The sequence below is a fragment of the Klebsiella sp. SWET4 genome (genome assembly GCF_024296565.1).
Taxonomy (GTDB): Bacteria; Pseudomonadota; Gammaproteobacteria; order Enterobacterales; family Enterobacteriaceae; genus Klebsiella; species Klebsiella variicola.
This window is the reverse complement of sequence record NZ_JANCOB010000002.1, coordinates 18,831-32,023: the sequence shown is the minus strand read 5'-3', so window position 1 is coordinate 32,023 and position 13,193 is coordinate 18,831. Positions and strand designations below refer to the sequence as shown.

Genomic DNA, 13,193 nt, shown 5'->3' with positions numbered 1-13,193 from the left:
ATAAAAAAACCGACGCCTGGGCGTCGGTTTAGGGGTTAACTGCTGGTCAGCACATGCTGGTACTTGTGCAACATCTCAACCAGCCGCCGCACGGGCTCGGTCACCTGGGGCGAAGCCTCCCAGACCCGCAACTTCTCCTGATAGACATCAAGCTCAGCCAGCAGCTGGGTAAAGTAGCGCCGACGCTTATCATCACTCCCGGCGGAGATCACATGATCTGCGGTACGTCGCAGCTGTCGATGGAAGGCCGACAGATCGTCGTTCACCGGCACGGGCGCATCACGCAGGCGCTGATGGGCAATAATCAACGTCAATGCCAGACGGAAGCGGGCGACATCGCCGGGGAACTTATTGAGCAATAAAAACAACTGCTGATAGAGCGCGGGCAGATGGTTCTCTTTACGACGCGCCGAGTTCGTTGTCAGCGAAGAGACCGCCGCAGAGACAAACTGATTCAACAGCACCCGACCGGTTCTGGCCCGAGAATTATCCCTGACAATGAGAATGACCATCAGGGCAAGGAAACAGCCGACGATCTGCCCCAGCGCACTGTCGAGGAACTGACTGAACTGAAACTGCATCGGGTTATCCAGCACCAGAATGTTAATGGTGCTCGCCAGCGCTCCCAGCGATCCGAGACGCCTTTTCTGCACTTCGATACCGATAAAGAACGCCATCGCCGCCAGGCTGATGCAAAGCAGCAGCATGCTCTGCTGCGTCGCCGGCATGATCACCAGGAAGTACAGGGTACCCAGCGGTAACGCCGCCAGGGTGCCATAAAGGAAGTCCATCGCCACCATTCGGGGGTTAGGCAGGCGCATCGCCAGCGCGGTAACGACGGCAATCATCACCATCGCGCCGCTGCCTGAGGTCCAGCCTGTCCACAACCAGAACAGCGTCCCGAGGATACAGGAGACGGAGGTACGCCAGAAGTTCACCATCGCATGGTGGCGCTCAGCAGATTCCACTTTGACCACCGCTTCGCCGCGCAGCACACTATCTTCAATGCGACTGATTTTGGTGTTACCCACCACGCCACGCTTAAGCAATAAGTAGCGCGTAGCGGCACCCACCCAGCTGTAGATGGTGACGGGCGTATTATGCTCGCCTTTCCAGGTCAGAAAACGGCGCATACGCTTCAACTGCTGGTGGACGTCCTGCACTGTCTCCACCGGCTCGGCGAACAGCTCACGGTAGTCATCCGTCACCATTTCCGGGCGCGAGTTCTGAATCAGGTAGGTCTCGCAAGCCTGGGTGATAAGCGTTAATGAAAGGGTATTGATCGCCTTCAGGCGCTGATTCGCCTTCGCCCAGCGAGAGGATTCCATGATCAGATTACTGCGCATACCTTCCAGCGCCGTGGTGCGACGCACCAGCGCGCCCCACGCCTGATCCACTTCCTCTTTTTCACCGTGGGCGACGCATAACTGCATCAGCTTATATTGCGCAATCAGCAGGTTATCCAGCTCAAGGTCGATCTCTTTTTTAATCGAACGTGGAGAGAACAGCAGGTCGGCGACGATAGCGCTGACAATACCGATGACAATTTCGCTACAGCGTTCGACAGCAAACTGCGGCGCCAGCATCGGATTGGTATGGATGGTGATAATGATAATCAGCGCAGTGTACCCGGCCAGTCCCCAGGCATAGGAGTTCTCGACCTTAACCAGCGACGAAATCCAGGTACAAAACCCGGCCCACAGGCAGCAAACCAGCATCATCAGCAGAGGCGCACGGATCATCAGGATGATGATAATCAGCGCCGCAATACAGCCAATAAAGGTCCCGGCAATTCGCAACATCCCACGATAGCGGATCGCGCCCGAGTAAGGTTCGCCGCCAGCAGCAAAGGCTGGCCCGGCGGCGACGATCGCTGCCGTCAGTACTGCCCAGCGCGGTGTTTCGAGCTGAAAATGGAAACCGACGAACAGCGCCAGCACCACCGCGCATGCAAGCTTAATGGCAAAGCGGAGATGCCGGGGAGCAATGGTATATGTCCCCATAGCGATTAACCGAATTCGCGCAGGCGCATAGCCAGTTTCTGGAAGAAGTTGGCCCGGCTGGTATCGCGGTCTTCTTTACCGGTGATCACCACCGTCGCCGTGGTGCCCGATGGCCACAGATTGCCCTGCTGCTGGTCGAGGCGAATACGCACCGGCACACGCTGCGCCAGACGCACCCACTCAAGGTTGGAGTCGACCGAGGCCATCCCTTTCGAGTCGCTGCTGCTGCTGGCGTTGGTCACCCCTGCAGCGATACTGTCCACTGTCCCTTTAATGGTTTTGCTGCTGCCAAGCGGGGTAATCTCCGCACGGTAGCCAGGGCGGACGCCTTCCAGCTTGGTCTCTTCCAGATAGGCCATGACGTAAAACGTATTCTCTTTCACCAGCGCCACCGCCGTGGAGCCGCGGGTAATAAACTCCCCGGTATAGACGTTAAGGTTGGTCACCCAGCCATCCGCGGGGGCGCGAATTTCTGTGCGCTCGAGGTCCAGCCTGGCCAGATCGCGGCTGGCTACCGCTTTCGCCAACTGATGCTCAACGGTTTGCAGCACGTTGTTCGCCTGGTCTATTTCTTCCCGCGACATCGCCTGTATGCCCAGCTTATTACGCCGACCCGCTTCAACGCGCTTCTCCTGCGCTAAGGTCTGGTAGTAGGCGACATCGGCTTCCGCTTCCGCCAGCGCTTTTTGGTAACGAGGTTGGTCAATAACGAACAATACCTGGTCTTTCTTAACCAGTTGGTTATCCTTGACGTTTACCTGGGAAATCAGCCCGGAGACGTCAGGGGCAATCGCCACAATGTCAGCGCTAAAGCGCGCATCCCGCGTCCACGGCGAAGCGGTGTAATAGACCCAGGCGCGGAAAATCGCCACGAAAGCCAAAATGACCAGTATCACGGTAATAGCGGTACGGAGGATATTTCTTGTTAGTGTTTTCACATCAACCTCAAACGAACAAGCGCGATATCAAATAAAAAAGGCAGCAATATAGCGCCGTATTAAACAGTGCAGGGTGCCAGACAAAATCGTAAATGCCGGTCGGAACCAGCAGTCGATGCACCAGCCAAAAGATGGCCAGCGACAAAAGCAACTCGAAGAAGATCGGCGGAAACGATAAGCCGAAAATCACGATGACAGGAAACAGACTCATGATGACCTTGAATAAGAAGCGTACAGGTAGTGAGCAGATGCGTTTATTATGTAGCTAACAATATATTAACGTAACGATTGCCGCATTATCTACAATGTGTGATCTAAATCACTTTTAAGCCAGAGTGAATAATGGAACGATTAAAACGCATGTCCGTTTTCGCCAAAGTGGTCGAATTAGGTTCATTCACCGCGGCGGCCCGCCAGCTTCAGATGAGCGTTTCTTCGATCAGTCAGACCGTAGCCAAACTGGAAGATGAGCTGCAGGTAAAGCTGCTCAACCGCAGCACCCGCAGCCTTGGCTTAACTGAAGCAGGTAAAATCTATTACCAGGGCTGCCGTAGGATGCTGTTTGAAGCGCAGGATGTCCATGAGCAATTATACGCATTTAATAACACCCCCATCGGGACGCTGCGCATCGGTTGCTCTTCAACTATGGCACAAAATGTTCTGGCGCGCATAACGGCGGAAATGCTGAAAGAATACCCCGGACTCTCCGTCAATCTGGTCACCGGCATACCAGCCCCTGACCTGATCGCCGACGGCCTTGACGTGGTGATCCGCGTGGGGGCCCTGCAGGATTCCAGCCTTTTTTCCCGCCGCCTGGGCTCAATGCCGATGGTATTATGCGCCGCCAAAAGCTATCTGGCGCAAGCAGGCAATCCGGAGAAACCGGCCGACCTCGCCAGCCATTCATGGCTCGAATATAGCGTACGTCCGGATAACGAATTTGAAATTATCGCCCCGGAAGGGATCTCAACCCGCCTGATCCCGCAGGGGCGCTTTGTGACCAACGATCCCATGACGCTGATACGCTGGCTGACAGCCGGGGTGGGTATCGCTTATGTACCATTGATGTGGGCGATCGAAGAGATCAACCGCGGCGAGCTGGAGATCCTGTTGCCCAGCTACCAGTCCGATCCGCGGCCGGTCTACGCGCTGTATACGGAAAAGGATAAACTGCCGCTGAAAGTGCAGGTCTGTATCAACTATCTGACAGAGTATTTTGTCGACGTGGCGAAGATCTATCAGGGCATGCACGGGCGCGGGATCGCCCGGTGAAGCGGTTCCCGGCAGGGCCGGGAACCTGGTCAGGATCAGGCGGTACCGCCGACGGTAAGATTATCGACCTTCAGGGTCGGCTGGCCGACGCCCACCGGCACGCTCTGGCCCTCTTTGCCACAAACGCCAACGCCGTTATCCAGCCGCAGGTCATTCCCTACCATCGAAATCTGCTGCATGGTTTCAATCCCGGAGCCGATCAGCGTGGCCCCTTTCACCGCCTTCGTGACCTTCCCTTTTTCGATCAGATAGGCTTCGGAGGTAGAGAAGACAAACTTACCGGAGGTGATATCCACCTGCCCGCCGCCAAAGTTAGGCGCGAAGATACCGTAATCGACCGACTCGATAATCTCCTGCGGCGTCGACTGGCCCGCCAGCATATAGGTATTGGTCATACGCGGCATCGGCAGATGAGCATACGACTCGCGACGGCCGTTACCGGTCGGCGCGACGCCCATCAGACGCGCATTGAGCTTATCCTGCATATAGCCTTTCAGGATGCCGTTTTCGATCAGCACGTTGTATTGCCCCGGCGTGCCTTCGTCATCGATGGCAACCGACCCGCGACGATCGACGATGGTGCCATCATCCACCACGGTGCACAGCTCAGAGGCAACTAATTCCCCCATATGGCCGCTAAAGACCGAGGTGCCGCGACGGTTGAAATCACCTTCCAGCCCATGGCCGACCGCTTCGTGCAGCAGGACGCCAGGCCAGCCGGCGCCGAGCACCACCGGCAGCATCCCCGCCGGGGCGGCGACTGCCGAAAGGTTCACCAGCGCCATGCGCACGGCTTCTTTCGCCCAGGCATCAGCCCGCACGTCGCCCTCCTGGGAGGCGAGGAAATAGTCATAGCCAAAGCGTCCACCGCCGCCGCTGCTGCCGCGCTCACGCTTGCCATCCTCTTCCACCAGCACGCTGACCGAAAGGCGCACCAGCGGGCGAACGTCCGCGGCGAGGGTGCCGTCGGTGGCGGCCACCAGAATCAGCTCATAAACGCCGCTCAGGCTGGCCGAAACTTCCTGCACGCGCTTGTCCGCCGCCCGGGCGACTTTGTCCACCCGGCGCAGAATATCCAGCTTCTCTTCCCGACTCATGCTCTGCAGCGGGTCGATGCTGGTGTACAAAGGGCTGTACTCAACGGCTCCCAGGGTCTGCACTTTGCCATTACCGGTATCACGCACAATCGTCCGCGCCGCCTGGGCGCTCTGCTCCAGCGCCAGCTTGCTAATCTGGTCCGCATAGGCAAAGCCCGTTTTTTCGCCGCTGACGGCGCGCACGCCTACGCCCTGGTCAATGTTGTACGACCCATCTTTAATGATGCTGTCTTCCAGAACCCAGGATTCGTGATAGCTCGACTGAAAATAGAGATCGCCGTAATCGAGGCGGCGCTCGGTCAGTTGACCAAGAATGGCAAACAGATCCTGATGATTCAGGCCATTTGCCGACAGTAATTGTTCACTTACCAGGTTCAGACTCATCGTTATGCTACTCGTTTGTTGCCGCCTGACAGGCGGAAATACAGAAGGCGATCTATTGAGATTGCGGCAATTCCCGGCAATCGTCAAATCATTGCTTTTTGTTGCTACGCGCCTGGCGCAGCACCTCATTGATCTGCGGCTGGTCAATCGGACCAGTAATGCGATAGCGCAGAATCGAGACTTTGTTCCACAGCGGGCCCAGCACCTTGCTGGCGGCAAACACCGCCGCGCCGACGATAGGGTTGACGGCAAAAGCCGCCGCCACGCCGACGGTCGCAGAGATCTCCGGCGCCACCACCGCCTGCAGATCCAGCCGGCGACGCACCAAATCGACCGAACCTTTCATGGCAATATCCGCTTCCAGGCCATCCACCAGCGTATCGTCGGTATGCAGCACGCCATCCTTGATCCATGCCGTACTGTTAATCGAGTCGAAGTAAAAGCCCTCGCTGAAGGTATCGCTAAAGTCGAAGCGCAGCTTACGCAGCAGGGCATCAACGCTCAGCAAACGCAGCAGTTGGCCAGCGTGTCCGGTACTCAGGTCGGTAAACTGTCCCTTGCCGAGGTGGCTTTTAATGATCCCATTGAGCGATGCGACATCGGGCGACCAGGGCGGCGCGCGCCAGTGCAGATCATAGTCGATGTCAAACGGCGAATCCTTCACCGGCGTGGAAACGCCGAAGAAACTGGCAAACTCATCCGTTTTATTGCCATGCAGTTTGCCTTTCAGCGACGTGCGTACACCAGCCGGCGCGCTGACCCAGACGCCATCGGTCGTCAGTCGGCCAAACCCGGTATCCACCAGACCATTGGAGAGCGTTAAGGTATCGCCCTTAATCGCCACATCGCCGTCAATACGGCCATATTTTTGCCCCCACAACCAGCATTCCGCACAGCGCAGCTGCAGATCGGGCCAGCCGTGGAAATCCAGCCGCGTCTCTGCCTGCGGGGCTGCGTTCTTCTCACCGGTCTGGCCATTGGCGCTGGTCGGGTTGAAATAGAGATAACGCACATTCGCCAGCCAGGGCGCATTGTCGCGCATCGTCAGGGTAGCGTTGATTTCACGCCCCTGCGCCTCGACCTGCGAGCCGCCGGCGACCGGCTGCGACATCAGACTGACGTTGTTCCACTGTTGACCGGCAAGCGCCAGCGACGGCGTACGCAGCACAATGCGCTGGGGAAAGAGTATGGTGCTGCTGACTTCATTCGCCGCCCCGTTTTGAAAGAGCGCCAGCCATTGAGCGCCATCCATCGGTGGCAAATTGAGTTCAACCCCAGGCTGGTCAGGCAGCGGAGAGAGCCCCTTGCTGTCCGAAGTAAGGATTGCCCGATCCAACGTCAGCTTATGGTTCAGCAACCAGCGGCTGTTGATATGATTCTTCGCGCCGACGGAGCCGGTCAGGTCGAAGCTGCTCAAACCGCCGGCGACGTTAATTTTGATCGGCATCGGCTCTCCAGCGGGCTTATTGACCGGCGAAGGTAAGTGACTGCTCACATTCTTGAGGTCGCCGTTGATATCAACCTTATAGCTGGCGTTACCATGGTACGGCAGTTCGATAGCGACCTTGCCCTCCCACGGCACGCTGCCGCTCAGCGACTCGTTGACGGCTTTTGGCAGCAACCCGGTATGCGATGGCTGCCAGTTGGCGTTCATCCCGACGTCCACCAGAAACGCTTTTTCGCCCTCCCGGGTGGAAAAATTGAGATTCAGCGGCTGATGAAACCAGGTCGCGCTCAACGTTTCGCTATTGAGATCGCCATTCACGAAGCTGAAATTCCCGCTCAGGTTTTGCAGAGTGGTGTCTAACGGCTTGATAAACAGACTGTTATTCTGCAGACGCACATCGCCTTTCGCGGTGGTCATTTCGCCATCTAAAGGGATGTTAAGATGTAAGCGAGCGCTCACATCCCCGTCCAGCTGCAGGGAATCCAGCGCCGCTCCCAGGGTCTCTTTCAGCGGCGTGGTGTTGAAATAAGGTCCCACCTCTTTGCCCGGGCCTTTGATATCGGCATCAATCAACAGCTTTTCAGCGGTATAGTCCGGGATCGCGGCATCGAGATTGCTGGCGGTGACATTGCCGAGCATCGCTTTATCCGCCCGCATCCACAACCCGTTATTGATGAAGTTGAGGTCGATGTTCAGCCCGGTCAGCGCCGGCCAGTCCGGCTGGAAGGCAAAAGTGGCGTTCTTCAGCGGGACATAAACCTGGAACTGCCCTTCATTATGCGGGTAAGGGAAAAGATGCGGATTGCCGCCATACACCAGCGTCGCATCGCGAGCCTGTCCGGCTTTAATCGCGCCGCTGAGATAGTCCACCAGCGCCTTGCCCATCAGGTTTTCCGGGAAGTAACGCCATGCCTGGCCACCATCATTGGTGCTGATGCCCGCCAGAATGCCCAGCCAGGGATCATCTCCCTGCGGTTGCAGATAGCGGAAGCCGCCGCGGGCGCGGACACCCGTCGCCTGCACGTCAATATCGCGGCCATCAAGCATAAACCCTTTGTCGTTTTTCACCCAGCTGAGGGTGGCTTCGCCAGCGGCGATCTCCAGCGGGGCGCGGAAAACACCGGTATAAGGCATCAGCGCCTGCGTCATGCGGGCGCGCAGTTCCCCGTGCTCAACGCTGCCATTCAGACTGCCGGAAAAGTGTTCCGCTCCCGGCAGGAGTTTCCACTGCTTCCATGCCAGATCGCTCCACTGCGCCTGAAAGCGCGTTTTCTCCGTCGCCTGCAGGGGAATATCGAGCGCCAGCAGGTTGATTTTGCCGCTGGGCTGCGTGGTGCGCCAGAGCTCGCCCAGGGAAGGCGCCAGCTTATCGGCGAAGGGCTGTAATCCGCTGAGGCCGCTGAGGGTTAAGTTGCTGGCACGAATGCGTAATTCATCGCTACGCTGATGGTCGTCGCCACCGACGTCCTGCGCCGGGATCCAGGCCATCGCCAGCGCGCCGCTTGGCCAGGGTTTATCGTCGATAGCGATCCGCGTATCGGGAATGTAGAAGCCCCAGCTCTGCTTGTCGTGGGAGAGATGCGCCGTCAGGTTATCCACTGACAGGTGATGAACTTCGTCATCCCCCTGCCAGCTGGCGCCCCCTTTTTTCAGCCATACGTCACCGCTGGCCACATCGCCTTTTTCAATGGTCATCCAACCTTCAAGGCTGAAGCGGGCGCTCTTCAGAGCGATATTGTCCTGCATCCAGCGGCCGAGCCACGGTTTGACGTCAATATCGTCAGCCTGTAGCCAGACTCGCCCTTTATTCAGCAGGCCATCCTCATCGCGGAGATCCATCCGCACCTGCATCACGCCATGCTGGCCGGTGAGACTGGAGAGGCTAAGCTGCCCCTCGGCGCGGTGACGGTTCCTGCCGTTAAGCCAGGTCAGCTGCGGGACTGCCAGCTCCGCCCGCTGACCGGAAATGGTCAGGAAGCTCAGATGGCTGTCGCGCAGGGTAAAGTGGTCGAACTGACGTAAAAAGAGATCGCTGATGCGGTCGGTTTTCAGGCTTTCGCCGCCGTCATTGGTCTGAATAGGGGTGTTGGTATGAACCTGCAGCTGCCAGAAGGTAAGATCGCGGAACTGCCAGCGCATATGCAGCAAACTCTGCCAGACGTCCAGCGCCAGGGTCACGCGCTTCACCGCCATTTTGCCGCCGTCTTTCAGCCCTACCTGAATATCACGGACATCTAACGTCGGACCAAAATTTTGCCAGCTGGCGGTGATCTGCGAGGCATCCACCGGCGTGCCGGTAAGTGTGGAAATCTTCTCCAGCAGCTGCGGACGCCAGGAGTCAAGCTGCGGCAACACGAGACGCAAGCCACTCACCAGCAGCGCGACGATAACAATCAATGTTGCCACGGTGAGCAATAAAATCCCGGGCAGTCGCCTCACGCCTCTCTCCTTGTCAGCCGCACAATGACGCGGTGTCTTACATCATAACCACATCGAACTGCTCTTGATTATAGAGCGGCTCAATTTGTACCTTGACCTGCTTGCCGACAAAGATTTCCACTTCCGCCAGCGCGTGCGACTCTTCCCCTTTCAGGGTTTCCGCCACCGCAGGGGAAGCATAGACCAGGAAGCGATCGGAATCATAAGCATGATGCACACGGACGATCTCACGCATAATCTCATAGCATACCGTTTCAACCGACTTTACCGTTCCGCGTCCGTGGCAGGTCGGGCACTCGTTGCACAGCACATGCTCCACGCTTTCACGCGTGCGCTTGCGGGTCATCTCCACCAGTCCCAGCTGCGAGAAGCCATTAATGCTGGTTTTCACCCGATCTTTACTCAGCGCCTGCTCTAAGGAGTGCAGTACCCGTCGACGATGGTCTTCATTGTTCATGTCAATGAAATCAATGATGATAATGCCGCCGAGGTTACGCAAACGTAGCTGGCGGGCTATCGCCTGGGTGGCTTCGATATTGGTATTGAAGATAGTATCGTCAAGATTCCGGTGCCCGACAAACGCCCCGGTATTGATATCAATGGTAGTCATCGCCTCGGTCTGGTCGATGATCAGGTAGCCCCCGGACTTCAGCTCAACCTTACGCTCCAGCGCGCGCTGAATTTCGTTCTCCACATCAAAGAGATCGAAAATCGGCTGGCGGCCGCTGTAGTGTTCCAGCTTGCTGGTCATTTCCGGGATATATTCAGCGGTGAACTCAAGTAACGCCTCGTAGGTCAGGCGAGAGTCGACGCGAATACGGTCGAGATGCGCATCGGCAAAATCACGCAGCACGCGCTGAGCCAGGGCCAGCTCGCCGTACAGCTGATAACGGGTCTGATTGCGCTTTTTGCGCTCCATCACCTTGGTCCAGACGCGCTTCAGATAGGCGGCATCGGCGGCCATTTCCTGCTCGTGAACCCCTTCCGCAGCGGTGCGAATGATAAATCCGCCCTGCTCGTCGCAGTAATCTGCGACAACCTTCTTCAACCGCTCACGCTCGGCTTCGCTTTCAATGCGTTGGGATACTCCCACATGGGAGGCGCCTGGCATAAACACCAGATAACGGGAAGGCAGGGTGATATCCGTGGTCAGACGCGCGCCTTTGGTGCCCAGCGGATCTTTGACCACCTGGACCATCAGGTCCTGGCCCTGGCGCACCAGCTCCGAAATATCGCGTACGGTAAACTGCTTTTGCTCCTCACCGGCGACACATTCGGTATGCGGCATGATATCGGAGGCGTGGAGGAACGCCGCCTTATCGAGACCAATATCTACAAAAGCCGCCTGCATTCCCGGCAGCACTCGGCTAACACGACCTTTGTAGATATTGCCTACTATTCCGCGTCGCGCTTCACGCTCAATATGGATTTCCTGCAGAATACCGCCATCGATATACGCGACGCGCGTTTCGGATGGCGTTACGTTAACTAATAATTCAGCCGTCATCTTTATCCCTTTTCTTTACGCAGTGAGTTAAAGTTACTGAGCAACTCATACGTTTCCACCAGCGGTAAGCCGACTACGGCGTGATAGCTGCCATTAATCTTCCTGACGAAGCAACCACCCAACCCTTGAATACCGTATGCACCTGCTTTATCTAAAGGCTCGCCGCTGGCCACATATTCGGCGATATCCTGCTCGCTAAGCAGCCGGAAGGTCACGTCCGTGACCACCAGACAGTCCAGCATCTGCTGCGTATCTGCCAGCGCCACCGCAGTCATGACCTGATGCGTTTGGCCGGAAAGCAGACGCAGCATTGCTGCAGCGTGTTCAGCGTCGCGCGGTTTCTCCAGCACTTCGCCGTTAAGAATGACAATCGTATCCGCCCCCAGCACCGGCAAATCGCGCGATGCCATCGCCACCCCGGCCTGCGCTTTTTCGCGCGCCAGGCGGACAACATAGTGCTCGGCGCTCTCCTGCGGCTGGCGCTGTTCCTCAATACCGGGAACCAGACGCTCGAAAGTGAGACCAAGCTGAGTCAGCAGTTCCTGCCGACGCGGGGAACCTGAAGCAAGATACAGAGTTGTCATATCAACCTTATTGCACTGCAAATTGCTGACGCACTTTGCGCATCAGCAGGAAGAGCCATGGCCAGAGGACACCGTTTACTACACTACTCCAGAATACTTCCGGACGGAAAGAGACGTTGATCACTAAAAACTCTGCCCAGAAAACAATGATATCCACGGCCAGGGATAACAGCATGACCACCAGCGCTTGTTGCCACAGCGCCAGGTTACGGAACAGCTGATATTTCAGCGCGACCAGATAGGCGATAATGCTTAAGGACAGCGCGCGAACGCCCAGCGTCGAGCCGCTAATGAGATCAAGAATAGCCCCCATCACGAAGCCCGTCCCCACGTTCACCCGATGCGGCAGGGCGAGGATCCAGTACAGCAGGATCAATAATACCCAGTTGGGCCGGAAAACGCTGATGTCCGCCGGCCAGGGCATAATTTGCAGCAATAGCGCGATAAGAAACGAGAGCCAGATAACCCAGCGTCCCTGGCTACGATAACTTGCCACTATTGCCCCCCTGCAGGCAGAGACGGCTGCGATGGCGTCAGCCCGGTGGCTGGCGCCGGCATCTGCGGCCCCATGGCATCCGGCGCAGGCAGTACCTGCGGCATCATCTGCATCAGGCGCTCGTTAGCCACGCGATGGACCTCTTCCGGGGTCATCGGGTTGGCGCCATTGCGATCGGCGCCCCACAGCAGCAGCAGATAGCGCAAGCGCTGCAGCCCGGCCGTCGGACGCGCCTGAATCACGGTGTAGGCGCGCTGAGTGTCCAGCTTCACCGAGGAGACCACCCCGACCGGATACCCTTCCGGGAAGCGGCCACCGAGACCAGAGGTCACCAGCACATCGCCGACGCGAATATCGGTATTCGCCGGCAGATGCTCAAGCTGGAGATCGTCAGTACAGCCGTTACCGGCGGCAATCACGCGAATGTCGTTACGCAGGACCTGGATCGGCAGCGCATGGGTGGCATCGCAGATCAGCAGCACCCGGCTGGTCATTTTCGCCACCGCTACCACCTGCCCCACCACGCCTTTATCGCTGATAACCGGCTGGCCTTCGTAAACACCGTTCACGCTGCCCTTATCAATAACCACCTGATCGCTGTAGGGGTCGTTGACCGTTGAGATGACCTGCGTCACCATTTTTTGTTCGTCCTGGCGCAGCGGCGAGCCAAGCAGTTCACGCAGACGCGCGTTCTCTTGCTTGTACTGGCCCAGCATCAGCAGATCGCTGTTTTTCAGCAACAGTTCCTGACGCAGCGCGCGGTTTTCCAGTTCGAGCTGATCGCGGGTCGCCAGCGTTTGCGATACGCTGTCGAGGAGTTCCCGGGGACCATTAGAGACAAAGTAGAAAGGGCTGACGGCTGTATCCATGTACGTTCTGATTTGACTGAACGTACCCAGGCGGCTGTCGGCGATAATGACGCCAAGCGCCACCAGCACCGCCAGAATAAGGCGAATCTGTAGCGAGGGGCCACGGCTAAAAATTGGCTTCATAGGCTATGCGTATTCTCGTGTCAGTAAAGACCAG

At 57.4% G+C, this 13,193-nt stretch carries 10 protein-coding genes; 1 reads left to right on the top strand and 9 read right to left on the bottom strand.

Features of this window, described 5'->3' with window-relative positions:
* Nucleotides 1-35 precede the first annotated feature (35 nt).
* The 3 genes from aaeB to aaeX are packed head-to-tail and all read right to left on the bottom strand — an operon-like array spanning nucleotide 36 to nucleotide 3,152.
* Nucleotides 36-2,003 carry a p-hydroxybenzoic acid efflux pump subunit AaeB gene (gene aaeB, locus NKJ21_RS06885; protein WP_008806682.1) on the bottom strand — a complete coding sequence of 656 codons (1,968 nt, stop codon included), beginning with the start codon at nucleotides 2,001-2,003 and terminating at the stop codon, nucleotides 36-38.
* Between the two features lie 5 nt (nucleotides 2,004-2,008).
* Nucleotides 2,009-2,941: a p-hydroxybenzoic acid efflux pump subunit AaeA gene (aaeA, locus tag NKJ21_RS06880; RefSeq protein WP_008806683.1), complete on the bottom strand. Its 933-nt coding sequence runs from the start codon at nucleotides 2,939-2,941 to the stop codon at nucleotides 2,009-2,011.
* A gap of 7 nt (nucleotides 2,942-2,948) precedes the next feature.
* Nucleotides 2,949-3,152, bottom strand: coding sequence for a p-hydroxybenzoic acid efflux pump operon protein AaeX (aaeX, locus tag NKJ21_RS06875; RefSeq protein ID WP_002918640.1), 204 nt, complete (start codon nucleotides 3,150-3,152; stop codon nucleotides 2,949-2,951).
* A gap of 131 nt (nucleotides 3,153-3,283) precedes the next feature.
* On the opposite strand from aaeX, the gene aaeR reads away from it, so the two are divergent.
* Nucleotides 3,284-4,213, top strand: coding sequence for an HTH-type transcriptional activator AaeR (gene aaeR, locus NKJ21_RS06870; protein ID WP_008806684.1), 930 nt, complete (start codon nucleotides 3,284-3,286; stop codon nucleotides 4,211-4,213).
* A gap of 35 nt (nucleotides 4,214-4,248) precedes the next feature.
* Here the strand turns inward: aaeR and tldD are convergent, their stop codons facing one another.
* From tldD to mreC, 6 genes are all read right to left on the bottom strand, one after another.
* Entirely contained in the window at nucleotides 4,249-5,694 is a 1,446-nt protein-coding gene (gene tldD, locus NKJ21_RS06865; RefSeq protein WP_008806685.1) for a metalloprotease TldD, read from the bottom strand.
* Between the two features lie 88 nt (nucleotides 5,695-5,782).
* Complete coding sequence (gene yhdP, locus NKJ21_RS06860; protein WP_239270427.1) at nucleotides 5,783-9,580, bottom strand: AsmA2 domain-containing protein YhdP; 3,798 nt, start codon at nucleotides 9,578-9,580, stop codon at nucleotides 5,783-5,785.
* Between the two features lie 37 nt (nucleotides 9,581-9,617).
* Nucleotides 9,618-11,087, bottom strand: coding sequence for a ribonuclease G (rng, locus tag NKJ21_RS06855; RefSeq protein WP_008806687.1), 1,470 nt, complete (start codon nucleotides 11,085-11,087; stop codon nucleotides 9,618-9,620).
* A 2-nt stretch (nucleotides 11,088-11,089) separates the two neighbouring features.
* Nucleotides 11,090-11,671 (bottom strand): nucleoside triphosphate pyrophosphatase, encoded by a 582-nt coding sequence (locus NKJ21_RS06850; RefSeq protein ID WP_022064520.1) that lies wholly within the window; start codon nucleotides 11,669-11,671, stop codon nucleotides 11,090-11,092.
* A 7-nt stretch (nucleotides 11,672-11,678) separates the two neighbouring features.
* Nucleotides 11,679-12,167, bottom strand: a complete 489-nt coding sequence (mreD, locus tag NKJ21_RS06845; protein WP_008806689.1) for a rod shape-determining protein MreD — start codon at nucleotides 12,165-12,167, stop codon at nucleotides 11,679-11,681.
* Nucleotides 12,167-13,159 (bottom strand): rod shape-determining protein MreC, encoded by a 993-nt coding sequence (gene mreC, locus NKJ21_RS06840; RefSeq protein ID WP_008806690.1) that lies wholly within the window; start codon nucleotides 13,157-13,159, stop codon nucleotides 12,167-12,169. The genes mreD and mreC overlap by 1 nt, the downstream gene beginning before the upstream one ends.
* Between the last annotated feature and the right edge of the window lie 34 nt (nucleotides 13,160-13,193).